The organism is Puniceibacterium confluentis, from assembly GCF_007923445.1.
Classification (GTDB): Bacteria; Pseudomonadota; Alphaproteobacteria; order Rhodobacterales; family Rhodobacteraceae; genus Puniceibacterium; species Puniceibacterium confluentis.
Genome location: NZ_VOJI01000003.1, coordinates 175494 through 199713 on the forward strand (window position 1 = coordinate 175494; position 24220 = coordinate 199713).

At 65.0% G+C, this 24220-nt stretch carries 24 protein-coding genes; 14 read left to right on the forward strand and 10 right to left on the reverse strand.

Annotation, left to right across the window (positions count from 1 at the left end; genetic code table 11):
- Positions 1 to 17: 17 nt before the first annotated feature.
- From FOY53_RS05170 to FOY53_RS05190, 5 genes are all read left to right on the forward strand, one after another.
- A complete protein-coding gene (locus tag FOY53_RS05170) occupies positions 18 to 1112 on the forward strand; it encodes an ABC transporter permease (protein ID WP_146586419.1) in 1095 nt (364 codons plus the stop codon).
- On the forward strand, positions 1112 to 2077 hold the full coding sequence (locus tag FOY53_RS05175; protein ID WP_146586421.1) for an ABC transporter permease: 966 nt from the start codon (positions 1112 to 1114) through the stop codon (positions 2075 to 2077). The genes FOY53_RS05170 and FOY53_RS05175 overlap by 1 nt, the downstream gene beginning before the upstream one ends.
- Before the next feature lie 229 nt (positions 2078 to 2306).
- A complete protein-coding gene (locus tag FOY53_RS05180; RefSeq protein WP_146586423.1) occupies positions 2307 to 3218 on the forward strand; it encodes a sulfite exporter TauE/SafE family protein in 912 nt (303 codons plus the stop codon).
- Positions 3218 to 3976 carry a TIGR02186 family protein gene (locus FOY53_RS05185; protein WP_146586425.1) on the forward strand — a complete coding sequence of 253 codons (759 nt, stop codon included), beginning with the start codon at positions 3218 to 3220 and terminating at the stop codon, positions 3974 to 3976. The genes FOY53_RS05180 and FOY53_RS05185 overlap by 1 nt, the downstream gene beginning before the upstream one ends.
- Positions 3976 to 4407 carry an acyl-CoA thioesterase gene (locus FOY53_RS05190; protein ID WP_146586428.1) on the forward strand — a complete coding sequence of 144 codons (432 nt, stop codon included), beginning with the start codon at positions 3976 to 3978 and terminating at the stop codon, positions 4405 to 4407. The genes FOY53_RS05185 and FOY53_RS05190 overlap by 1 nt, the downstream gene beginning before the upstream one ends.
- A gap of 117 nt (positions 4408 to 4524) precedes the next feature.
- Here the strand turns inward: FOY53_RS05190 and uvrC are convergent, their stop codons facing one another.
- From uvrC to FOY53_RS05215, 6 genes are all read right to left on the reverse strand, one after another.
- Entirely contained in the window at positions 4525 to 6399 is a 1875-nt protein-coding gene (uvrC, locus tag FOY53_RS05195; protein ID WP_146586430.1) for an excinuclease ABC subunit UvrC, read from the reverse strand.
- 305 nt (positions 6400 to 6704) lie between these two features.
- On the reverse strand, positions 6705 to 7472 hold the full coding sequence (locus FOY53_RS05200) for an SDR family oxidoreductase (RefSeq protein WP_186766523.1): 768 nt from the start codon (positions 7470 to 7472) through the stop codon (positions 6705 to 6707).
- Positions 7473 to 7491: 19 nt separating this feature from the next.
- Positions 7492 to 8439: a calcium/sodium antiporter gene (locus FOY53_RS05205; RefSeq protein ID WP_146586434.1), complete on the reverse strand. Its 948-nt coding sequence runs from the start codon at positions 8437 to 8439 to the stop codon at positions 7492 to 7494.
- 1 nt (position 8440) lies between these two features.
- Positions 8441 to 8608 (reverse strand): hypothetical protein, encoded by a 168-nt coding sequence (locus FOY53_RS22995; RefSeq protein ID WP_186766517.1) that lies wholly within the window; start codon positions 8606 to 8608, stop codon positions 8441 to 8443.
- Between the two features lies 1 nt (position 8609).
- Positions 8610 to 9407: a S49 family peptidase gene (locus FOY53_RS05210; protein WP_146586436.1), complete on the reverse strand. Its 798-nt coding sequence runs from the start codon at positions 9405 to 9407 to the stop codon at positions 8610 to 8612.
- A gap of 187 nt (positions 9408 to 9594) precedes the next feature.
- Positions 9595 to 11787: a primosomal protein N' gene (locus FOY53_RS05215; RefSeq protein ID WP_146586438.1), complete on the reverse strand. Its 2193-nt coding sequence runs from the start codon at positions 11785 to 11787 to the stop codon at positions 9595 to 9597.
- 103 nt (positions 11788 to 11890) lie between these two features.
- Between FOY53_RS05215 and fsa the strand changes: the two genes are divergently transcribed.
- The 5 genes from fsa to FOY53_RS05240 all read left to right on the forward strand — a co-directional run bounded on the left by fsa (position 11891) and on the right by FOY53_RS05240 (position 15769).
- Entirely contained in the window at positions 11891 to 12544 is a 654-nt protein-coding gene (gene fsa, locus FOY53_RS05220; RefSeq protein WP_146586440.1) for a fructose-6-phosphate aldolase, read from the forward strand.
- Positions 12545 to 12836: 292 nt separating this feature from the next.
- Positions 12837 to 13547: a DUF484 family protein gene (locus FOY53_RS05225; protein WP_146586441.1), complete on the forward strand. Its 711-nt coding sequence runs from the start codon at positions 12837 to 12839 to the stop codon at positions 13545 to 13547.
- Entirely contained in the window at positions 13544 to 14467 is a 924-nt protein-coding gene (locus tag FOY53_RS05230; RefSeq protein ID WP_146586442.1) for a tyrosine recombinase XerC, read from the forward strand. The genes FOY53_RS05225 and FOY53_RS05230 overlap by 4 nt, the downstream gene beginning before the upstream one ends.
- Before the next feature lie 3 nt (positions 14468 to 14470).
- Positions 14471 to 15091 (forward strand): FMN-binding negative transcriptional regulator, encoded by a 621-nt coding sequence (locus FOY53_RS05235; RefSeq protein WP_146586443.1) that lies wholly within the window; start codon positions 14471 to 14473, stop codon positions 15089 to 15091.
- Between the two features lie 72 nt (positions 15092 to 15163).
- Positions 15164 to 15769, forward strand: a complete 606-nt coding sequence (locus tag FOY53_RS05240; protein ID WP_146586444.1) for a glutathione S-transferase — start codon at positions 15164 to 15166, stop codon at positions 15767 to 15769.
- 115 nt (positions 15770 to 15884) lie between these two features.
- Here FOY53_RS05240 and FOY53_RS05245 read toward each other — a convergent pair whose 3' ends face one another.
- A complete protein-coding gene (locus FOY53_RS05245; protein WP_146586445.1) occupies positions 15885 to 16550 on the reverse strand; it encodes an outer membrane protein in 666 nt (221 codons plus the stop codon).
- A 245-nt stretch (positions 16551 to 16795) separates the two neighbouring features.
- On the opposite strand from FOY53_RS05245, the gene petA reads away from it, so the two are divergent.
- From petA to FOY53_RS05260, 3 genes are read left to right on the forward strand one after another with little or no spacing between them, the layout of a single operon-like run.
- Positions 16796 to 17359: a ubiquinol-cytochrome c reductase iron-sulfur subunit gene (gene petA, locus FOY53_RS05250; RefSeq protein ID WP_146586446.1), complete on the forward strand. Its 564-nt coding sequence runs from the start codon at positions 16796 to 16798 to the stop codon at positions 17357 to 17359.
- Between the two features lie 11 nt (positions 17360 to 17370).
- Positions 17371 to 18717, forward strand: a complete 1347-nt coding sequence (gene petB, locus FOY53_RS05255; protein WP_146586447.1) for a cytochrome b — start codon at positions 17371 to 17373, stop codon at positions 18715 to 18717.
- A gap of 19 nt (positions 18718 to 18736) precedes the next feature.
- Positions 18737 to 19531, forward strand: a complete 795-nt coding sequence (locus FOY53_RS05260) for a cytochrome c1 (protein ID WP_146586448.1) — start codon at positions 18737 to 18739, stop codon at positions 19529 to 19531.
- 83 nt (positions 19532 to 19614) lie between these two features.
- On the opposite strand, the gene FOY53_RS05265 is transcribed toward FOY53_RS05260, so the two are convergent.
- Genes FOY53_RS05265 through FOY53_RS05275 form a run of 3 tightly spaced genes read right to left on the reverse strand, consistent with a single transcriptional unit; the run spans position 19615 to position 22767 of the window.
- A complete protein-coding gene (locus FOY53_RS05265; protein WP_146586449.1) occupies positions 19615 to 20310 on the reverse strand; it encodes a thiamine ABC transporter ATP-binding protein in 696 nt (231 codons plus the stop codon).
- Positions 20297 to 21811 (reverse strand): thiamine/thiamine pyrophosphate ABC transporter permease ThiP, encoded by a 1515-nt coding sequence (locus tag FOY53_RS05270; protein ID WP_146586450.1) that lies wholly within the window; start codon positions 21809 to 21811, stop codon positions 20297 to 20299. The genes FOY53_RS05265 and FOY53_RS05270 overlap by 14 nt, the downstream gene beginning before the upstream one ends.
- Complete coding sequence (locus FOY53_RS05275) at positions 21787 to 22767, reverse strand: thiamine ABC transporter substrate-binding protein (protein WP_146586451.1); 981 nt, start codon at positions 22765 to 22767, stop codon at positions 21787 to 21789. Before FOY53_RS05275 ends, FOY53_RS05270 begins: the two co-directional genes overlap by 25 nt.
- 342 nt (positions 22768 to 23109) lie before the next feature.
- On the opposite strand from FOY53_RS05275, the gene aroC reads away from it, so the two are divergent.
- The gene (gene aroC / locus FOY53_RS05280; RefSeq protein ID WP_146586453.1) at positions 23110 to 24210 is read left to right on the forward strand and encodes a chorismate synthase; all 1101 of its coding nucleotides are present in this window, start codon (positions 23110 to 23112) and stop codon (positions 24208 to 24210) included.
- Positions 24211 to 24220: the final 10 nt, after the last annotated feature.

Sequence of the window (24220 nt, forward strand, 5' to 3'; positions counted from 1 at the left end):
AAAAAGGCCCCCCACGCATGGATAAGATGCCCGCCTGGGCCGATGCGGTCCTTGTCCCCCTGATTTCCCTGATCCTCGCGGCGCTGCTCTCGGCGTTGGTGATCATTGCCATCGGGGAAAGCCCGGCTGCGGCGCTGAAGCTGATGGTCGAGGGCGCGCTCATGCGCTCGGCCGGCTGGGGCTACACGCTGTACTACGCAACCAATTTCATCTTCACCGGTCTGGCCGTTTCCGTCGCCTTTCACGCGCGGTTGTTCAATATCGGCGGCGAAGGCCAGGCCACGCTGGGCGGGCTTGGCGTCGCGCTGGTCGTGCTCTACCTGCCCTGGCCGCACTGGTCGCTGGCGCTGGTGGGCGCCTCGCTGGGGGCCGCGGCCTTCGGCGCTCTCTGGGCCCTGATCCCGGCCTTTTTGCAGGCGAAACGCGGCAGTCACATCGTGATCACCACAATCATGTTCAATTTCATCGCCGCGGCGCTGCTCAACTATGTGCTTGTGAACCTGCTGAAACCGGCCGGAGCCATGGATCCTGCCAGTGCGCTGTTCCCCTCGGCCACCCACCTGCCGACGTTCCAGCAGATGTTTTCCTCCGCTGATGCGCCGCTTTTCCGGGGCGCGCCGGCCAACATCTCGTTCTTTCTCGCGCTGCTGGCCTGCGTCGCGGTCTGGCTGCTGATCTGGCGCACGCGGCTGGGCTATGAGATCCGCGCCCTTGGCCATTCCGAATCCGCCGCGCGCTATGCCGGCATCTCGCCGGTGCGCATCATCATCGTCACCATGCTGATCTCGGGCGGGCTGTCCGGCATGATGGCGGTCAATACCACCATGGGCGAATCCGAACGCCTTGTGATGAACGCCACCGAAGGCGCCGGGTTCATCGGCATCGCGGTGGCGCTGATGGGGCGGAACCATCCCTTCGGCGTGCTTCTGGCCGCCATCCTTTTCGGCTTTCTCTATCAGGGCGGTGCCGAACTGGCGCTCTGGACCAGCATCCCGCGCGAACTGATCGTGGTGATTCAGGCATTGGTGATCCTGTTCACCGGCGCACTGGACAACATGGTGCGGATGCCGCTCGAGAAACTGTTCCTGTCGATGCGGAAAGGCAGCACCTGATGGATTTCCTGACCCTTCTGCAGGTGCTCGATTCCACCGTGCGCCTTGCCACCCCGCTGTTGCTGGCCTGCCTCGCAGGATTGTTCAGCGAACGCGCCGGAATCTTCGACATCGGCCTTGAGGGCAAGATGCTGATGGCGGCGTTTTTCTCGGCCGCGGTCGCATCGCTGACCGGGTCAGTCTGGCTCGGGCTGCTGGCCGGCATCACCGGTTCCCTGGTGCTGTCGGGCATACACGGCCTCGCCTCGATCACCTTCCGGGGCAATCAGCTGATTTCCGGTGTGGCGATCAACTTCCTTGCCGCAGGTATGACCGTCCTGATCGCCCAGGACTGGTTTTCCCAGGGTGGGCGCACCCCCTCTCTCATGGGGGGCGGACGTTTCAACGATATCACCCTGCCTTTCGCGGATGCCCTCTCCGATGTTCCGATCCTTGGCCCGGTCTATGCGCAGCTGATCTCGGGCCACTCAATACTCGTATACGTCGCCTTTGCCTGCGTGCCGCTCAGTTGGTGGATCCTGTTCCGCACCCGCTTTGGCCTGCGCCTGCGCGCCGTGGGCGAGGCGCCCGAGGCGGTGGATACCGCAGGTGTGTCTGTCATCGGGCTGCGCTATGCCGCAGTGGCCATCTGTGGCCTGCTGTGCGGTGTGGCCGGTGCCTACCTTGCCACCGGGCTGCAGGCCGGTTTCGTCAAGGACATGACCGCAGGGCGGGGCTACATCGCCCTCGCCGCGCTGATCTTTGCCAAATGGCGCCCCTGGTACGCACTCGCTGCCTGCCTGCTGTTCGGCCTCCTGCAGGCGGTCGCGCTGCGTTATCAGAACATCGACCTCGGTGGTGTGATCATCCCGGTCCAGGTGATGGACGCCCTGCCCTACATCCTGACGGTCGTGATCCTGGCCGGCTTTGTCGGCAAGGCGATCCCGCCGCGCGCCGGGGGCGAGCCTTATGTCAAGGAACGCTGAAACACGGTCCGAGAGTCACCCCACCATTCCGGCGCTCTGACACCGGCCCGCGCCGCCACTGGTTTGTATGCGGCAGAAATATCCCGGGGGAGACGCCCGACGGGCAGCGGGGGCAGCGCCCCCGGGGACGGCGTGGCCGACGCACAGGACATGGGCAACGGCACAACGAAGCCAAGCAAAAATTGTCGCCACCGTTGCAAAGCCGGCGCCACCCACGCTAAGTGCGTTCATGCAGATCTATCTCCCCATTGCCGAGGTTTCGGTAAACCTCTTTGTCCTGCTCGGGCTGGGAGCAATCATTGGCATGCTGTCCGGCATGTTCGGGGTCGGCGGTGGCTTTCTGATCACGCCGATGCTGTTCTTTCTGGGCATTCCACCGGCGGTGGCCGTGGCCACCGGCGCCAATCAGATCGTTGCCTCCTCGATCTCGGCCGTCCTTGCCCATCTCAAACGCAAGACCGTGGATCTGCGCATGGGCCTGGTGCTGCTGATGGGCGGCCTGATCGGGTCGGGCTTTGGCGTTTACATCTTCAACATCCTGCGCGATCTGGGGCAGGTCGATCTGCTGGTCCGGCTGTGTTACGTGGTGTTCCTCGGCGTCATCGGCGCGCTGATGTTTGTCGAATCGCTGCGCGCGCTGCGCAACTCCCGACGCGGCAGCCCCCCGAAACGACGCCAGCATGTCTGGGTCCACGGCCTGCCGTTCAAGGTGCGGTTCCGCGCCTCCGGTCTTTACATCTCGGCCATTCCCCCAATGATGGTCGGTTTTGCCGTCGGCATCCTGGCGGCAATCATGGGGGTGGGCGGCGGATTCATCATGGTGCCCGCGATGATCTACCTGCTGGGAATGCCGACCAAGGTGGTCATCGGCACCTCCCTGTTCCAGATCATCTTTGTCACCGCCTTCACCACCCTGCTGCACGCCACCACCAGCATGACTGTCGATCTGGTGCTGGCTCTGGCCCTGATCATCGGCGGCGTGATCGGGGCGCAGCTCGGGACGGTGATCGGGATGCGCCTCAAGGCCGAACAATTGCGAATCCTGCTGGCGATGCTGGTGCTTGCCGTCTGCGGCAAGATTGCCCTGGAGCTACTGCTGCAACCTGCCGAAATCTACACCCTCGCGGCCGGGGGGCACTGATGCGCCTGCTTGCCGCTCTTCTTCTGCTTGCCGCCCCGGCACTGGCACAGGACGAAGAGGTCGTGCTTGGCCTCAGTCAGGACCAGGTCGCGATCACCGCCGATTTCGATGGCTCCGACATCCTGATCTTCGGGGCCATCAAACGGGAAACACCCATTCCCGACGGCCCGCCGATCGAAGTGCTGATCACCGTCGCGGGGCCTTCGGTGCCGCTCACCGTGCGCCGCAAGGAACGGCGGTTCGGGATCTGGGTCAACACCGATGCAGTCGACATCGACTCGGCGCCGTCGTTTTACGCCATCGCCACATCGGCGCCCTGGAGCCAGACCATTTCCGATGTCGAAGACCTGCGCCACCGCGTCTCGATCCGGCGGGCGATCCGGTCGGTCGGCGCGCCGATGACGGTGCAGGACAGCCAGAGCTTTGCCGCCGCCGTGATCCGCATCCGCACCGAAGAAGGTCTGTACCAACTGGCCGAAGACACCGTCGAGGTCAGCCAGCAGACGCTGTTCGACACGTCCATCGCCATGCCCGCCAACCTGACCGAAGGCGCCTACCGGACCCGGATCCTGCTCACCCGGGGCGGACGGGTGATTTCGCAGCGCGAAACCGTCATCGACGTGCGCAAGGTCGGCATCGAACGCTGGCTGTTCAACCTGTCGCGCGAACAGCCGCTTGCCTATGGCCTGCTGTCGGTGGCGCTGGCCATCGCCGCAGGCTGGGGCGCGTCGACCGCCTTCCGGATGATCCGCTCCTGATGCCCCGCCCCGAGCAGCCCCGTCGTGCGGGTTTCACCGCGCTGCGCAGCCTGCAGACCCGCTGGGCCGACAACGACAGCTACGGGCACCTGAACAATGCCGCATATTTTTCGCTGTTCGACACCGCCATCAGCCTCTGGCAGATCGATCAGGGCATCGTCATAGACGGCCCCGCGCCGACCCGCCTGCTGGTGGTCGAGAACGGCTGCACCTACTTTGCCGAATGCGGCTTTCCCGACGTGCTGCAGGTCGGCCTGCGTCTGGCGCATCTGGGCAGAACCTCGTTCCGCACGGACATCGCGCTGTTTCGCAACGATGACGACGCGGCCGCCGCCTGTGGTTTCTTTACCCAGGTCCATGTCGACGCCGCAGGCCATCCCGCACCGCTGCCGGACCATCTCCGCGCCTGCCTGAGCAGCCTCACGGCCTGAGCGCCACAACCTGGCCCCCCGCCAGCCTGTGAGCGTCAGGCGGCAGCTGGCGCCGAGCTCTGCGCCCCATGGGCGCGGGGTGAGACATCTGCGCGGCCGCAAGGCCGCTCCGCCAGATCAACCCGCCTCGTGGAAAAAACCGTAGATCCGTTCGGCCAGCGCCTCCGAGACCCCCTCGACCGCCTTCAGATCCGCCAGATTGGCGCGGGCCACAGCCTTGGCCGAGCCGAAGTGTGCCAGCAGCGCTCGCTTGCGGGCCGCGCCGACGCCGGGCACGTCGTCCAGCGGCGTTGCCCCCACGGCCTTGGCCCGCTTGGCGCGGTGGGTCCCGATGGCAAAGCGGTGGGCCTCGTCGCGCATCCGCTGGATGAAATACAGCACCGGATCATTGTGGCGCAGCGCAAAGGCGTGCTGCCCCAGCCGGTGGAACTCTTCCTTGCCGGCATCGCGGTCGACGCCCTTGGCGACGCCCACCATGGGAATGTCCTGCACCCCGTGTTCGGCCATGATCGACGCCACCGCCGACACCTGCCCGGCGCCGCCGTCGATCAGCAGCAGATCCGGCCACAGACCCAGGGTCCGGTCCGGGTCTTCCTTCAGCAGCCGCCGGAAACGCCGCTCGAGCACTTCCTTCATCATGCCGAAATCGTCACCCGGCACCAGTGCATCACCGCGGATGTTGAACTTGCGGTACTGGTTCTTCAGGAACCCCTCGGGGCCGGCAACGATCATCGCGCCGACGGCGTTGGTGCCCTGAATATGGCTGTTGTCGTAGACTTCGATGCGCTGCGGCGGCGCGTCGAGCCCGAAGGCCTCGGCCAGCCCCCGCAGCAGCTTTCCCTGGGTGGCGGTTTCGGCCATCTTGCGTGCCAGCGACTCGCGGGCGTTGCGCGCCGCGCCGTCGACCAGTTCGACCTTTTCGCCGCGCAGCGGCACAGCCAGTTCGACCCGTCGGCCCAGCTTGCCGGTCAACGCCTCTTCCATCAGGTCGGCGTTTTCGATGGCATGGCTCAACAGGATCAGCCGCGGCGGTTCCTTGGTGTCATAGAACTGTCCCAGGAACGCTTCCATCACTTCGGCCGCATCGACATCCGGACCGACGCGGGGGTAAAAGTCGCGGTTGCCCCAGTTCTGATTGGCACGGATGAAAAACACCTGGACGCAGGCCTGCCCGCCTTCGAGATGCAGCGCCACGACGTCCGCCTCGGTCACGCCGCGCGGATTGATGCCCTGTGCGGACTGCACCTGCGTCAACGCCCGGATCCTGTCGCGCAGAGCCGCCGCGCGCTCGAACTCCATCGCCTCTGACGCCTCCGCCATCTGCCGCGCCAGCCCTTCCTGCACGCCGCTCGACTTGCCCGACAGAAACTGCGCCGCATCCCGGACGCTCGCGCGGTAGTCTTCGGCCGAGATCCGGCCGACGCAGGGCGCCGAACAGCGCCGGATCTGGTGCTGCAGGCAAGGACGGGTGCGGGTTTCAAACATGGAATCCGCGCAATTGCGCAACAGGAACACCTTTTGCAGCTGGTTCAGGGTCCGGTTCACCGCGCCGGCGCTGGCAAAGGGACCAAAATACTGGCCCTTGTCCTTCTTCGCGCCGCGATGCTTGGTGATCTGCGGAAAATCGTGGTCCGTCACCAGAATGTTCGGGAACGACTTGTCGTCGCGCAGCAGCACGTTGTAGCGCGGCTTCAGTTGCTTGATCAGGTTCTGCTCGAGCAGCAGGGCCTCGGTCTCGGTCCGGGTGGTCAGGAACATCATCGAGGCGGTTTCGCGGATCATCCGCGCGATACGGCCCGAATGCCCCGCAGGCCGCGCGTAGTTGCTGACCCGGGCCCGCAGGTTGCGTGCCTTGCCGACGTAAAGCACCCGGCTTTCGCCATCCAGCATCCGATACACCCCGGGGCTGTTGTCCAGGGTTTTCAGGTAGGATTGAATGCAGGCGTGCCCTGTCGGCGCGACGCCCGAAGGTGTGTCAGTTGCGTCAGTCATGGAACCCCGGTTCGTTGCGGTTCAGTTGCGATTCTTGCCGGGTGGCTGCACTGTCCAAAAGGCGGGTGCAAGCCGGAAGGCATCCACGGAAGTTGTGGATAACTCTGAGTGTAACTTTCCGCCGTCCGGAAATTCTCGTTGTATTTAGCAAGCTTCCCTGATTTGCCTTATTTTTAATCAAAAACGTAATGCCTTGTTTTTATTTAAAACATTTTCCGGACACATGCAAAACTATGATTTCATTAAACCTTTTGTAACGATTTCGTCACTGCCCGCAGCCAGGTGCACAACTTTACCATGCGTCGTCACTCATTTCCTATGATGTCGGGTGTTTGCCATCCAAGGTGCTGTCCGCCGTCGGTGCAGAGCAGTTGACCGGTCACCCCGGGCGCATCCAGGAAATATGACAGTGCACCAACGATATCCGCCGGGTTGGATCCGCGCTGCAGAACTGTGGCCGCGCGTTGCCGGGCAAATTGGTCGTCACTCTGGCGGCCACCACGCAGCGTCGGCCCCGGGCCGATCGCATTGACCCGCACCCGCGGTGCCAGCGCCCGCGCCGCTGTCTGGGTCAGGGTCCACAGACCCGCCTTGGCCAGCGTGTAGGTCATGAATTCCGGCGTCAGCTTGCGCACCCGCTGGTCGATCATGTTGACCACCAGCGCCTGCGCCACCGGCTCTCCGAGCGCATCACTGACGGGGTCGGGCGCCTGTGCCGCCAGTGCCTGCATCAGCACAAAGGGCGCCCGAAGATTGCTTTCGAAATGGCGGTCCCAACTGCTGCGCGTGGCGGAGCCGATGTCGTCGTGCTCAAAGATCGAGGCGTTGTTCACCAGGCAGGTCAGCGGACCGCCCAGGCCCCTGGACGCGCGCGGCACCAGGTCCTGCACCGCGGCCTCGTCCAGCAGATCCGCCTGCAATGTGACGGCACGGCGCCCCATTTCGCGGATCCGCGCGGCGACTTCCTCCGCTGCCGTGCCGGAACTGGCGTAATGCACCGCCACGTCATGTCCGCGCTCGGCAAGGCACAGGGCCATCGCGCGGCCCAGGCGTTTTCCCGCCCCTGTCACCAATGCCCTCACTGCACACCTCTCAGCTCAGAAGTACGATCACCACGTAGACAATATACAATATTGTCAGCAAGATGCCCCAGACCCGGCCGATATTCTGCCGCAGAAAGACAAACGGGATCAGAAGCAGGCTGGAGGCCAGCATCACCCAGAGATCGAAACGCAGGAACGCGGCATCCACCCCGAGCGGCGCAATAATCGAGGCGATGCCGATGATGGCCAGCAGGTTGAACATGTTGGACCCGATGACATTGCCCAGCGCCACGTCGGCCTGACGGCGCAGCGCCGCCATCACCGTTGTCGCCAGTTCCGGCAGCGAGGTGCCGACAGCGACCAGAGTGAGGCCGATGACCGTGTCACTGACACCAAAGCGCTGTGCAATGACCGTCGCCGAGTCAACCAGGAGATCCGCGCCCAGAGGCAGGCCCGCCAGCCCCAGCGCCAGGTAAAGCCCGATTTTCCAACCGCGCATTTGCGGGTCGGCGCCTTCGATCTGCTCTTCGGCGGCATCCTTTCCGGCGCGCCGGTGTGCCCGCGACTCGCGTACCGCATCCCCCAGCAACAGTGCCAGCGCCGCCAGCAGACCCAGGCCGGCGATCTGGTCGAACACCCCCCGGAACGCCAGCGCGATGAACAGCACCGTCGCGCCCAGCATGATGACATAGCTCTTGCGCGTGTCATGCTCGGCCGTGTGCATCACCGCCAGCATGCCCGGTATGCCCAGCACCAGCAGCACATTGGCGGTGTTCGATCCCACCACGTTGCCCAATGCGATGCCCGGCACCCCGTCCAGCGCCGCCTTGACCGAAATCAGAAGTTCAGGCGCCGAGGTGCCGAAGGCCACAATTGTCAGGCTGACAATCAGCGCCGGAACACCGACGCGCAGGCTCAGGTTCACGGCGCCCTTGACCAGCGCATCACCGGCCAGCAGCAGGATCACCAGCCCCAGCACAACCGTCATCCAGACCATGTCAGGACGTTCCCTTGTCGCAGGGACACGGGCCCCGTCCGATGCGGTAACGCCCGCATCGCTTGCATTTTGCCGAAGCGAGCCGCTTCGCGCCCGGCATCCTGAGCTTGCCGAACATCGCCAGCACCGCCATGCCAATCAGGAAGATCGAGACAATCTTGACGATCACGTCACAACCCGAACCGGGCGTACTGCGCCCGTTCCTCGACACCGGCCAGCGCGTCCATCGCCAGGTTCGCCCCGAAACGGCGGAACAACGACCGTTTCATTTCGTAGCGGCGGAATTTCACCTTGTCGCCGAACCGCGCCTTCATGACCGGCACCAGATGGCCGATGCCGTCAGCCAGACCGACCCTGACCGCACTTTGCCCGATCCAGACTTCGCCCGTGAAAAGGTCCGGATCCTGAGCCAGCTTGTCGCCACGCCGGCTCTGGACATGGCCGATGAAATTCTCGTGCAACTGGCTGAGCAGACGGTCCAGCCGCGCCACATCTTCTTCGGTTTCGGGACGGAAGGGGTCATTCATGCTTTTGGACTTGCCCGCCGTGTGCACCCGCCGCTCAAGCCCCTGACGGGCCAGGAATACATGGGCGCCAAACCCGGCCGAGATCACCCCGATCGACCCCAGGATCGAACTGTCATCGGCAAAAATCTCATCCGCCGCAGAGGCCAGCCAGTACCCGCCGGAGGCGGCGACATCTTCGACGAAGGCAAAGACCGGCACTCCGGTCTCTATTGCCAGCCGTCGAATGCGTGTGCCGATCAGCGACGACTGCACCGGCGAGCCGCCGGGCGAGTTGATTTCCAGCGCGACCGCCACCGGCTTGCCGCGCCGGAAGGCTTTTTCCAACATGGTCCGCAGGCTCTGATCGCTCAGAGCGCCGCGAGCACCCATGCCAATGGCACCCTGCAGGCGCACGACGGCCACCATGGGGGTGGATTTGAGAAAGGGGATCCAGCGTTTCATGTTCTCGCATGTAGAGGGGTCACAGCTGACAAACAAGGCGCGAGGCGCAATGTTCCTCGGACGCGGTCCACCGGCACAACCGCCACAGCCGTGTCCCCCCGGGCGTCTGGCCGACCGGTGCGGCGGCACGTCAGGGTGATGCGGGGGCGGCACGCGGGCGATACGGGGCCACCGACCGGACAACGGCCTAGTAAAAGCTCTGCGGGTCGATATCGATCGCCAGCCGCAACTGGCCGCGCAGGCGGAACTGTCCGGCCCACTCTGCCAGCGCGGCCTGCAGAGCCACCCCCTTGGGCGCCTTCACCAGCAGACGCACCCGGTGCCTGCCACGCACCCTTGCTATCGGCGCCGGGGCGGGGCCGAAGACCTGTGCGCCGATCTTTCGCAGGGCACCGTCCTGCCGCGCCATGGCGTTGCCGAGATCGAACACTTCCTGCACGTCGGTCGAACTGAGGATGATCCCCGCCATGCGGCCATATGGCGGCACCCCGGCGGCACGGCGTTCCGCCGCTTCGGCGCGCCAGAACCCCTCTTCATCCCCGGCCAGGATCGAGCGGATCACCGGATGTTCGGGCTGGTAGGTCTGCATCACCGCTTCGCCGGGTTTTTCGGCCCGCCCGGCGCGGCCCGCCACCTGCCGCATCAGCTGGAACGTGCGTTCGGCCGCCCGCAGGTCCGACCCCTGCAACCCCAGATCGGCGTCGATCACGCCGACCAGCGTCAGCAACGGGAAATTATGCCCCTTGGCCACAAGCTGGGTGCCGATGATGATATCCGCCGCACCCTGAGCGATGTTCTCGATTTCGGCCTTCAGCGCCCGGGCCGAGCCGTACATGTCCGACGACAGCACCGCCACGCGGGCCTCGGGGAACAGGCCGGTGACCTCTTCGCCCAGGCGTTCGACGCCGGGACCGACGGCGGCCAGTTTGTCTTCGGCCTCGCAGGACGGGCAGATGTCCGGCACCGGTTTGCTTTCGCCGCACTGGTGACAGACCAGGCGTTTCAGGAACCGGTGCTCGACCATCCGCGCGTCGCAGTGGTCACAGCCGATCTGATGGCCGCAGGCCCGGCAGATCGTCACCGGGGCATAGCCACGCCGGTTGAGGAACAGCAAGGACTGCTCGCCCTTTTCCAGCCGCTGCGTCACCGAGCGCGCCAGGGACGGCGACACCCAACGGTCGCGCGGCAGATCCTCGGCCCGCATGTCTATGGTGCGCATCTTCGGCATCACCGCCACCCCGAAACGCGACGTGAGCTCGATCCGGTCGTACTTGCCGGCCTCGGCATTGGCCCAGCTTTCCAGCGACGGCGTGGCCGAGGCCAGCACCACCCGCGCGCCACAGATCGCGGCGCGCAACACCGCCATGTCGCGGGCATTGTACAACACGCCCTCTTCCTGCTTGTAGGATGTGTCGTGTTCCTCGTCGACCACCACCAGCCCGAGCTGCTGGAATGGCAGGAACAGCGCCGACCGCGCACCGACGACAAGCTGCGCGCGGCCCTCACCGACCATTTTCCAGACCCGGCGCCGTTCGGTCACGGTCACGCCGGAATGCCACTCGGCCGGTCGCGCCCCGAACCGCGCCTCGACCCGGGTCAGAAACTCGGCGGACAGGGCAATCTCGGGCAACAGAACCAGGGCCTGACGCCCGCGGCGCAGGCATTCCGCCACCGCCTCGAGATACACTTCGGTCTTGCCCGACCCGGTGACGCCGCGCAGCAGCGTGGTGCCATAATCCCCGGACCGCACTCCCGCCATCAGCGCCTCGGCCCCGGCCGCCTGATCGCCGGTCAGTTCCTTGCCGCCAAGATCCGGGTCAAGACGTGGAAAGGCCGTGTCACGCGGGCTTTCCTCTTCGGTGACGGCGCCCAGCTTGACCAGCCCCTTGACCACTGACGGGGTCACGCCTGCGGTTTCGGCCAGTTCACCGAGGGTCAGCGACAGCCTGCCCATGTCGCGCAACACGTCCAGCACCCGAGTGCGGGCGTCGGTCATCCGGCCCGGTTCGGACAGGCCCAGACGGTACACCTTGCGCATCGACGGCGGATCGCCCAGCCCCGGCGCACGCGTGCACAGCCGCAACATCGCGGACAGCGGTGTCAGGGTGTAGTCACCGGCGCGTTCCAGAAAGCTGCGCAACTCGTCGCGCATCGGTGCTGCATCCAGCACCCGGATCACCGCGCGGATCTTTGCCGGGTCGAAATCGCCGACCCCCGGCCCCCAGACCACCCCGAGCACCTTGCGGGGACCCAGCGGCACCTCGACAAAGGCCCCGAGGTGGCAGCCGCCCTCGGGCGCGCGGTAGTCCAGAGTGCTCGCGAAAGGTTGCGTGGTGAGCACCGCGATCAGATCGTCTTCTTTGAAAAAACCCGGGGACATTCACACATTTCATGTTAGCGCTGCCGGGAACAGGCTTTCTGCCCCCGTGTCTCTGGGGTAAGACAGCCGCAGCGAATTGCCAAGCGACCGGGAAGGAACGCACATGAAATTCTTCGTAGACACCGCCGATATCGACGCCATCTCTGAACTCAACGATCTGGGGATGGTGGACGGAGTCACCACAAACCCGTCTCTCATCCTGAAATCCGGACGCGACATTCTGGAAGTGACAAAGGAGATCTGCGACATGGTCTCGGGCCCCGTCTCTGCCGAGGTGATCGCGCTGGGATCGGACGACATGATCGCCGAGGGCCGCAGGCTGGCCGAGATCGCCCCGAACATTGCCGTGAAGGTGCCGCTGACCTGGGATGGCCTCAAGGCCTGCAAGGTGCTGACGGACGAGGGCAACATGGTGAACGTCACGCTCTGTTTTTCCGCCAATCAGGCTCTGCTGGCCGCCAAGGCCGGTGCGACGTTCATCTCGCCGTTCATCGGGCGTCTGGACGATCTGAACATGGACGGGCTGGATCTCATCGCTGACATCCGCACAATCTATGACAATTACGGCTACGAGACGCAGATCCTGGCCGCCTCGATCCGCACCGCCAACCACATGTCGGAATGCGCCAAGATCGGCGCCGACGTGGCCACCGCGCCTCCGGGCGTGATCAAGGCGATGGCCAACCACGTTCTGACCGACAAGGGGCTGGACCAGTTCGTCAAGGACGCCGCCCAGGCCGGAATCAAGATTCTCTGAGACTTACCGGCGCCGGGGCTGTTGCCCCCGGCGCCGCCACCCGTCGGCCGCGACAGCAGCGGCCCTTTGCCGGTGGCCGGTCCCGGGGCGCCGTGCCGTCTTGTCGTCTCAGGGCACGCATGACCGCGCGTGCAGTCATTGCAGATGCAGGTATCCGCGCGAATCCGGCCCCGGTGCAGACAGTTGACACATCGGCCACACCCCGGCAAAGAGGCGGAAACGCCCGGATAAAAGGGGCGAAAACGCAGGTACCCTCTGATAGGGTCCGGCCAGAAATCAAACAGAGACCGACATGAGCAGCAGCCCCCGCATCGACGATTCCCTACGTGACACGATCATCTCGCGCCCCGACGTTATCCTGGAAGATCAGGACGTTATGCGCGCATTGATCGCTGCAAACGAGCGGTCTATGGGTGGCAACATCATCGACTTGCGCGGCATCGCCATGGACCGGCTCGAAGCGCGGCTGGACCGGCTGGAAGACACCCACCGTTCGGTGATCGCCGCGGCCTACGAAAATCTTGCCGGAACCAATCTTGTGCACCGGGCCATCCTGCGGATGCTCGACCCGGTCGAGTTCGAGCCCTTTCTCAGGGACCTGGGCGGTGAGGTCGCCGAAATCCTGCGGGTTGATTCCGTGCGGCTGGTGCTGGAATCGGCGCAGAACGACGAAGACCCGACGCTCAGCCGTCTGGGCAGCGTGCTGTCAGTGGCCGAACCGGGCTTCATCGAAGACTATCTTGCCAATGGTCGCCACTCGGCTCCGCAACGCAGCGTCACACTGCGCCAGCTGCAATACGGCGACTCCCAGATCTATGGCGACAACGCCACGTACATCCGCTCCGAGGCCTGCCTTCGGCTGGACTTTGGCCCCGGCCGCCTGCCCGGTCTGCTGGCGCTGGGAGCCGAGGATCCGCACCAGTTCACGCCACAGCAGGGCACGGATCTGCTGGCGTTCTTTGCCGGCGTGTTCGAACGCACCATGCGGCGCTGGCTGTCATGACCCTGGCCATTTCTCCACAGGCCCGCGACGCCCTGGAGAACTGGCTTGCCGCGGCGCGCGCCCTGCATGGCGCCGCCGACAACACCCTCACCGCCTACCGCGCAGATGTGCGGGACTTCATCATCTTCATGACCCAGTACCATGGCGGCACAGAGGGGCTTGGCCCGCTGTCGCGGCTGACGGTAACCGACATGCGGGCCTGGATGGCGCATCTGCGCGGTGGCGGCGCCGGATCACGCTCGATGGCGCGCAAGCTTTCGGCGGTGAAAAGCTTTTACCGCTGGCTGGCCGAGCGCGAAGGGTATGAACCCACGGCGGTGCTGTCGACCCGCACCCCGAAGTTCCAGAAGAAACTGCCGCGCCCGCTGTCGCAGGACGCCGCCCGCGCCATGATCGACACCGTCGAGGTGCAGAACGTGACAGGCTGGATCGGCGCCCGCGACGCTGCCGTCATCACCCTGCTCTACGGCTGTGGCCTGCGGATTTCCGAGGCGCTTGGCCTGCGGGGCCGTGACCTGCCACTGGGGGAATCGCTGCGTATCACCGGCAAGGGCGGCAAGGAACGCATCGTGCCGGTGCTGCCGGTCGCCCGATCGGCGGTGGACCGCTATCTTGCCGCCTGCCCCTACACGCCCGAACCCGATGCGCCGCTGTTCCGTGGTGCGCGGGGCGGCGCGCTCAACCCCAGGCTGATCCAGAAAGTCACGGAAAATGCCCGGATGCAGCTGGGACTGCCTGCGACCGCGACCCCCCACGCCATGCGGCACAGCTTTGCCACCCACCTGCTGTCGGCCGGTGGCGATCTGCGGGCGATTCAGGAACTTCTGGGCCATGCCTCGTTGTCGACCACCCAGGCCTATACCGCCGTTGACACCCTGCATCTGATGAAGGTCTATGAGGCAACCCACCCCAAGGCCTGACCGATGCACCCCAATCCGATCTTTCATTCCGCCGACCACGCCAAGGACATCGCCTATGCGCGGCACCGCGGCTTCGGCGTGCTGGCCGTCAGCACCGCGGCGGTGCCGCTGCTGTCCCACATCCCGTTCCTGCTGGCCGAAGACGGCAGCCACGCCGACCTGCATCTTGTCCGCTCGAACCCGATTGCGCGGCTGAACGGCCCCCAGCAGGCGGTCATCGCGGTGAACGGGCCGGATGGCTATATCTCTCCCGACTGGTACGAGGTGCCGGACCAGGTTCCGACCTGGAACTATGTCGCCATCCATCTGACCGGCACGCTGGCCCCCCTGCCCGAGAGCGGGATGCGCGCCATGCTGGACCGCCAGTCCGAAGCCTACGAGGCCCGGCTGGCCCCCAAACCGGTCTGGCAGACCGAAAAGATGACACCGGACGTGCTGGACCGGATGATGCGGATGATCCTGCCGTTCCGGTTGCATGTCTCGAACATAGACGCCACCTGGAAACTGAGCCAGAACAAGGCCGACGCCGTGCGCCTCGCTGCCGCAGAGGCGGTGCGGCAGGCGCCGACCGGCGTGCAGACCGGTGCGCTGGCGGACCTGATGCGCCACCCCCCTGTGCTTTAGCCGCAGATCTTACCAAGCCCGCGCAAAGACCCTAGGGTTTGCGCACCCGTTCCGGTCGAAAGGATCCCACCGATGAAACTGCTGAGCTCCGGCACCTCGCCGTTTGTGCGCAAGGTTCTGATAACGCTGCACGAAACAAACCAGCTGGGCGATGTTGAAATCGTTCCCGTGTCGACCACGCCCTTTGCCGTCAATGCCACGGTGACCGCCGCCAATCCGATCGGGAAAATTCCTGCCCTGATCCGCGAAGACGGCCCAGCCCTGTATGACAGCCGCGTCATCTGCCGCTTTCTCGACCATCGTGCCAAAGCCGGACTTTACCCCGAAAACCGCGTCTGGGACGTCCTGACGCTCGAAGCCACCGCCGACGGACTGCTCGAAGCGGCGCTGCTCATGGTTTACGAGGCACGGCTGCGGGACGAAGAACAACGGTCGCCGGACTGGGTCGAGGCACAATGGGACAAGATCGACCGCGCCCTGACAGCGGTCAATTCCCTCTGGATGAGCCATCTGCATGGCCGCATGGACATGGGTCACATCGCCATGGGGGCCGCGCTGTCGTATCTCGACCTGCGTCACGACGCCCGAAACTGGCGTGCCGGGCGCGATGCGCTGGCAGCCTGGCACAAGAGCTTTGCCGAACGTCCGTCGATGCTGGCGACAGCACCGCAGGGCTGATCCGCAACCAGCGCGACCACACCCCGCCCGGCTCCCTGCCCGGACGGGGCGGCAGGAGCCATGAAAAAGGGGCCCCGATACGGAGCCCCCTCATCCGATGCTGTCGCTGTGTGGCTCAGAACTTCAGCGTCAGGCCCACGTTCAGCGCATTGGTTTTCACATCGGTCTCGAAATCGCCGCCGCCGTCCAGCTCGCCTTCGTTGCGCGAATAGACGAACTGGTATTCGCCGAAGACCGCCACACGGTCGCTGATGTCATAACTTGCCCCGGCAATCAGACGCACGGCCGGGCCGGTGAGCTGATAGCCGAACGTCTTGTCGCCCGCGAAGGTCTCGGCATCGACATGGGGCACGGCCACGCCCAGACCGCCGCCGACGTAGGGCGTCAGACCGTTCCACTGGTCCGGCCACCGGCGCATCGCGTTTGCGGTGACGATGTTCAGCCCGTCAGTGAACTCGAAACCCTTGAAGCCGATGGCGGCGGCTTCGTCATCGGGCGCGTAGACCTTGGAATGGGTGAATTCGAGACCGAAACCGATTCGCTCGTCCTGCCACCAGGTGCCGCGAACACCGTAATACGGCGGCATCTCAAACGACTTTCCCTGCCAACCGATCAGGCCATTGTACGACCCGCCGCCGGGATAATCGCCCTTCAGACGGCTGTGCGGCGCCGTCTGCCAGCCGGAATAGAAGGAAAGCTCCATTTCCGCGGCGACTGGCCCTGCCAGAAGCACGATTGCGGCCGCGCCAAGCGCACATTTTACCAGTGTAGCCTGTGTCATCGTCTCATCCTTGCGGCCCGTCGGCCCTGTGGCCGTACCCGTCGGCCGTGCTCTCCCCGGGCTGATATAGTCACATAGCACGCGTCAACAACCGCGACACATCCGCGCTTTTCACGAAGACGCGATTTTGAGTTCTGGACGCAACCCGGCGACCCGGCTAAATACCCGAACCATAAGGCCATGCAGCGTCATGGCAGATCTTTTTGCCCCGGCCAGTCCAACGGCCAAGGAATGGAGTAAACCCCGTGTCACACGCAGACGAACACGCAGGCACCCGGAGAGACTTTCTCTACTACGCCACAGCAGGGGCCGGCGCCGTCACTGCCGGAGCCGCCATCTGGCCGCTGGTAAACCAGATGAACCCCTCGGCCGACGTGCTCGCGCTGTCGTCGATCCGGGTCGACGTCTCGGGCGTCACCGAAGGCACCCAGCTGACGGTCAAATGGCTCGGCAAACCGGTGTTCATCCGTTCGCGCACCGCGAAGGAAATCGAAGAAGGCCGCGCCGTTGCGCTGTCCGAACTGGTCGACCCGATCGCCCGGAACGAGAACATCGCCGGCGAAGCCGATGCATCCGACGAGAACCGCACCCTGGACGCAGAGGGCAAGTGGCTGGTGATGATGGGTGTCTGCACCCACCTCGGCTGTGTGCCGCTTGGCGATGGTGCCGGTGAATATGATGGTTGGTTCTGCCCCTGCCACGGCTCGCACTACGACACGGCGGGCCGCATCCGCAAAGGCCCGGCCCCGCGCAATCTGCCGGTGCCCCCGGCCGAGTTCGCTGACGAAACCACGATCGTTCTCGGTTAAGGGAGAGAGAAATGGCTGGAATTCCGCACGACCATTACGAACCGAAAACAGGTGGCGAAAAGTGGCTGCACCGGCGCCTGCCGGTGCTTGGCATCCTTTATGACACCATCATGATCCCCACACCCAAGAACCTGAACTGGATGTGGATCTGGGGCATCGTGCTGACCTTTACCCTGGTGCTGCAGATTGCCACCGGCATTTCGCTGGTGATGCACTACACGCCCGACACCACCCTGGCCTTTGCCTCGGTCGAGCATATCATGCGCGACGTCAACGGCGGCTGGGCCCTGCGCTACATGCATGCCAACGGCGCCTCGCTGTTCTTTGTCGCCGTCTACGCCCACATCTTCCGCGGGCTCTATTACGGCAGCTACAAGGAACCGCGCGAGATCACCTGGATCATCGGCATCCTGATCTACCTGTTGATGATGGGCACCGCCTTCATGGGCTACGTTCTGCCCTGGGGCCAGATGTCATTCTGGGGCGCCACGGTCATCACCGGCCTGTTCGGTGCGATTCCCTTCATCGGCGAGCCGATCCAGACCTGGCTTCTGGGCGGACCGGCGGTCGACAACTACACGCTGACCCGCTTTTTCTCGCTGCACTATCTGTTCCCGTTCGTGATTGCGGGCCTGGTGATCGTGCACATCTGGGCCTTTCACACCACGGGCAACAACAACCCCACCGGTGTTGAAGTGCGCCGCACCTCGAAGGCCGAGGCACAGAAAGACACCGTGCCGTTCTGGCCCTACTTCGTGATCAAGGACCTGTTCGCGCTGGCCGTGATCCTGGCGGTGTTCTTTGCGGTTATCGGCTTCATGCCGAACTACCTCGGCCACCCGGACAACTACATCGAAGCGAATCCGCTCGCGACGCCTGCGCACATCGTGCCGGAATGGTACTTCCTGCCGTTCTATGCGATCCTGCGCGCCTTTACCGCAGACGTCTGGGTGGTGCAGATCGCCTCGTTCGTGACCGGTGGCATCGTCGACGCCAAGTTCTTTGGCGTGCTGGCAATGTTCGGCGCCATCGCTGTAATGGCGCTGGCCCCCTGGCTCGACACGTCGTCGGTACGCTCTGGCAAGTACCGTCCGATGTTCAAGTGGTGGTTCGCCCTGCTGATCATCGATTTCATCGTTCTGATGTGGGTGGGTGCCCGCCCGGCCGAGTTCCCCTATGACTGGATCTCGCTGATCGCGTCGGCCTACTGGTTTGGATACTTCCTGGTGATCCTGCCGCTGCTGGGCGTCATCGAAAAGCCGCTGCCGCGCCCCGAAACCATCGAAGATGATTTCGCCAGCCACTACGGCAAATCCTCGGAAACCGGCGGTGCAACTGCATCGACCCCGGCAGAGTAAGAAGAAGGACCCTGAACCCATGTTCAAGAAACTTGCCCTGACCGCCGCGATGGCACTGGCACTCACCACCGGTGGCGCCTTTGCCGCCGAAGGTGAGCAGCATATCGAGGATTACGACTTTTCCTTCGAAGGTCCCTTTGGCAGCTACGACCAGCACCAGCTGCAGCGCGGCCTGCAGGTCTACACCGAGGTCTGCGCCTCCTGCCACGGGCTGCGGTACGTCCCGTTCCGCGACCTGTCGTCGGAATCCGGCCCCGGCCTCCCCGAGGATCAGGTGCGCGCCTACGCGTCCCAGAACTTTGAGGTGTTCGACTCCGAGCTCGACGATTTCCGCCCGGCTACCCCGGCGGACAACTTCCCGGTGAACGACGGCGTCGGCGCGCCCGACCTGTCGCTGATGGCCAAGTCCCGCGCGGGCTTCCACGGCCCCTACGGCACCGGCATCAACCAGCTGGTCAAGGGCATCGGCGGTCCGGAATACATCGCCTCGCTGCTGGCGGGTTACACCGGTGAGACCATCGAACAGGCCGGCACGGTACTCTACGAGAACACCGCCTTTCCGGGCGGCTATATCTCGATGCCGCCGCCGCTTCTGGGCGACGACGTCGAATATGCCGATGGTCACGAGACCGACATTCACAGCGAATCAAAGGATGTGGCTGCCTTCCTGATGTGGACCGCCGAGCCCAAGATGATGGCGCGCAAGCAGGCCGGTTTTGTCGGTGTGCTGTTCCTGACCCTGCTGTCGGTGCTGCTCTACCTCACCAACAAGCGCATCTGGGCGCCGATCAAAGGCAAGAAGAACGCCACCTGATCCGGCCGACACTGCCGAGAATTGAAAAGCCCCGTCATATTGACGGGGCTTTTTGCTGTGGCGGGGGGGGCCGACCGGGCGGTTTATCCGAGATACGCGCGCAGCGCCGCGGGCGGGTCGGAAAACAGCCGCTCGGTCGCAACCGGCGCCGCCGCCACCCCGTCGGCCACCAGGACCACCCGTTGCGCGAAACGGCGCGCGTCCTCGGGGTCATGCGTGACCAGCACCACCAGGGCGCCAGCGGCCCCGGCCACTTCGGCCACCAGATCCAGCATCCCCGCCTTCAGCGCCGGCCCCAGCGCCGCAAAAGGTTCGTCCAGCAGCATGACCGGCCGGTCCTGTACCAGAACCCGCGCCAGCGCCGCCCGGCTTTGCTGCCCCCCCGACAGCGCGCCGGGGCGGCGCGCGCCCAGTCCATCCAGACCGACACGGGCCAGTGCCGCGTCAATCCGCGCCTGGTCCGCTGCCGTCAGCCGCCCGCCACCGGGCCGCATCGCCAGACCCAGGTTGCGCGTCACACTCAGATGCGGGAACAGGTTGTTGTCCTGAAACAGCATGCTCACGGGCCGCTGCCCCGGCGCCACGCGGGTCAGATCCCGATCGTGCCAAAGCACCCGCCCCGCCCTGGGCGCGTGGAACCCGGCGATCACATCCAGCAGCGTCGATTTGCCCGCGCCCGACGGCCCGATCACCGCCACCCGTTCGCCCGGGTGCAGCGCGAACCGCGCCGTGAGGCGGAAATCCCCCTCTGTGATCTCGACGCCCTCAAGCTTCAGCATCGACACGCCCCCCGCGATCAAACATCCAGAACAGCCCCAGACTGAGCGCCAGCAGCAGCAGTGCCGCCCCGGCCGCGGCCTCCATCCGGTAGGCCCCCATCAACCCGTATACCTTGAGTGGCAGGGTGGCATGGTCGGGATCCGCAAACAGTGCGATCACCCCCAGATCACCCATCGACAGCGCCGCCGTCAGTCCGGCGGCAAACCCCAACGGCCGACGCAGACGCGGCAGCAGCACCCAGCGCACCCAGGCCCAGCCCGACAATCCCAGCGCGGCGCCGAGGCGCGCATAATCCGCCCGCACGGCCTCGGCTTCGGGCCGCAGGATCCTGAGCGCAAAGGGCAGGGACACCAGCGCGTTCACCACTCCGGTCACAACCAGCGCATGATCCAGCGGGTTGACGTAGGGCCGCAGGATCAGAAACAGCCCGGTTCCCAGCACCAGCGGCGATACCGCAATGCCCGCCAGCCCCAGCAGTTCGCCGCGCCGCGTCGCCAGTGGCAGCGCCCAGACAAGGCACAGAAACGTCGAGCCCAGCGCCACCAGCACCGAATGACCGGCCGCCTGCCAGACCGCTGGCCCCAGCATGGCCAGTCCCGGCAGACCGCGCAGAACGACCATGCCCAGCGGCGCCAGCAGGAACGCCGCCACCAGCCCGATCCAGACGGCATCCAGACCGCGTGCCAGCCCGCCATCATCCCAGCGCTGCACCACCCGGTCGCGGCCGACCCCGAATCCCGTGCCCGAGGAAAGCCGCAGGGCAATGCCCCCGGCCACCAGCGCCAGTGTCAGCTGGATCACCGCCAGCATCGCGGCTCGGGCCAGGTCGAAGTCGAACCGCATGGCCTGATAAATCGCCAGTTCCACCGTTGTCGCCCGTGGCCCGCCGCCCAGCGTCAGGGCAATGGCGAAGGACGACAGGCAGATGACGAAGATCACCGCGAAGGCCCCCGGCGCGATGCGTGCCAGCATCGGCAACTCCAGCACCCGGAACACCTGGCCGGCAGTCAGCCCCAATGAGGCCGACAGGCGGAACCGTTCGGCCGGGACCGCAAGCCAGCCCTGCAGGATCATCCGTACCGCCAGCGGCAGGTTGAAGAAGACGTGCGCGATCACAACGCCATGCAGTCCGTATATCGTGATCCCGGGCAGGCCGGCCCAGCGCAGAACGGCATTCACCAGTCCGGACTGCCCGAACACCGCCAGCAGACCCAGCACCGCCACGATCACCGGCAATATGAACGGTGCGCCCAGCAGCGCCACAAGCACGCCGCGCCCGACAAACCGACGCCGCGCCAGTGCCCGTGCCACCGGCACCGCAACCAGCACCGACAGCGCCGCCGACAGCAGCGCCTGAACCAGCGTAAAGCGGATCGCCAGCCAGTCCCCCGGGGCCAGCGCCGACCAGGCCGCTCCGCGCCAGATCACTGCCGCCACGGGGCCAAAGGTCAGCCCCGCAACCAGCAGCCCGGCGGTTACTGCGACAGCGCCGCGCGCCATGCCTCGATCGCCTTGTCACGCAGGTCGGCGGCTTCGTTCTCGGAATAGAACAGCACCTTTTCCGGCAGATCCAGTTCCTTGAACCCCTCGGGCCAGCCCGCCTGCGGCAGTGCCGCCGGAAAGGACCAGTTGCCCGTCGCGATCATGCTCTGGAATTCCTCTGACAGGATGAAGGCCATGAACTGATCCGCCAGTTCCGGCTGATCCGTCCCCGCGACCTTGGCCGCCAGTTCGACCATGAAATAGTGCCCCTCGGGAAAGATCGCCGCCTTCTTGGTGCGGTCTTCCTCGGCGATGATGTGATAGGCCGGCGAGGTGGTGTAGGACAGTACCATGTCCGCCTCACCGTCGGTGAACAAGCCATAGGATTCCGACCAGCCCTTGGTCACCGTCAGGATCTTCGGCGCCAGCTTTTCCCAGGCCGACTGCGCCCCGTCGCCGTACACCGCCTGCACCCACAGGACCAGTGCCAGCCCCGAGATCGAGGTCCGCGGGTCCTGGATGACGATCTTCAGATCATCGGGCGCGTCCAGCAGCGCCTCAAAGGACGCAGGCGCCTCTGCCATCCGCTCGGTGTTGTAGATGAACGCCGTGTGCCCATAGTTGAATGGCAGGAACACCTCGTCGCTCCAGTCGATCGGCAGGGTCAGCGCTTCCAGCGTCTGGCCATGCGGCGCGAACAGCCCGCTTTCCCGCGCCTTTTTGGTGACATCGGTGTTCAGACCGAACACGATATCCGCTTCGGTCCGCGCGCCTTCCAGCAAGAGGCGTGGCAGCAGATCGCCGGGCTTGAACTGAAGGTCGCATCCGCACTGCGCCTCGAACAGCGCTTCGATCTTCGGCCCCGGTCCCCACTCCGAGGTGATGTAATCACCGGCGTAGACTGTCAGGACTGGTGTTTGCGCCAGAGCGGTACTGGCCGTCATCAAAGCCGCTGCAACTGTAAGTGCCTTCATGGCATCCTCCAAGATTGCGACGGATGGGCAAAGTGCGGAGCATGCGTCCAGACCTTCCCTCCGCCGGTGTTAACCGGTTCAGGTTCAACGGGTTCGCATCGCGCGTCTCAGCTGCCGTGTTGGTCGCCTCATCCGGGCGGGAAATTAGTCCCCACTTTCCCTGATGAGGGTCGACTGTCGCCTCATCCGGGCGGGAAACCGGTCCCCACTTTCCCTGATGAGACGCACGACAGCACCCCGAGGTGGGCAGACAGCTAGCGCCGCACCCGGTCGCATTCAAGCGAAATCCCTTGAGACCGTCCCCGCCCTGCCCTAACACCACGCCCAAAGGAGCCACCCGCCATGAGCCTCAACACCTTCGGTCATCTTTTCCGCGTCACCACCTGGGGCGAAAGCCACGGACCCGCGCTTGGCGCCACCGTCGATGGCTGCCCTCCCGGCGTCGAGATCACCGAAGACATGATTCAGGTCTGGCTGGACCGGCGCAAACCCGGCACCTCGAAATACACCACCCAACGCAAGGAACCCGATCAGGTCCGCATCCTGTCCGGTGTGTTCGAGGGACAGACCACCGGCACCCCGGTGCAGCTGATGATCGAGAACACCGACCAGCGTTCCAAGGATTACGGCGACATCGCCGAGAAATTCCGCCCCGGCCATGCCGACATCACCTACTGGCAGAAATACGGCATCCGCGACCACCGCGGCGGCGGACGCTCTTCGGCACGGGAGACCGCAGCGAGGGTGGCCGCTGGTGGCCTCGCCCGCGCCGCGCTGGACAGCCTCGCGCCGGGGATCGAGATCGAAGGCTACATGACCCAGATGGGCCCGCACCGCATCTCGGGCGCGCGCGACATGTCGCAGATCACGCAAAATCCGTTCTGGGTGCCCTCTGCCGAGACCGCGACGCTCTGGGCCGACTACCTTGAGACCCTGCGCAAGTCCGGCAACTCGGTCGGAGCAATGATCGAGGTTGTCGCCCGCAATGTCCCCCCCGGCCTTGGCGCGCCGGTCTACGGCAAGCTCGACACCGATCTGGCAGCAGCGATGATGAGCATCAATGCCGTCAAGGGCGTCGAGATCGGTGAAGGCATGGCCGCCGCCATGCTGACCGGCGAGGACAATGCCGACGAGATCTTCATGGGCGACGACGGACGGCCGGTCTACAGTTCGAACCATGCCGGCGGGATCCTTGGTGGCATTTCGACCGGTCAGGACATTGTGGTACGCTTCGCAGTGAAACCCACCTCGTCCATCCTGAAACCGCGCCAGACCATCACCAAATCCGGCGAAGCGGCGGAAATCATCACCAAGGGCCGCCACGACCCCTGCGTCGGCATCCGTGCCGTGCCAGTGGGCGAGGCGATGATGGCCTGCGTGATCCTGGACCACCTCCTGCTGCACCGCGGCCAGATCGGCCGGAATCGCGGCACGATCGGCTAGAGCGATCTGC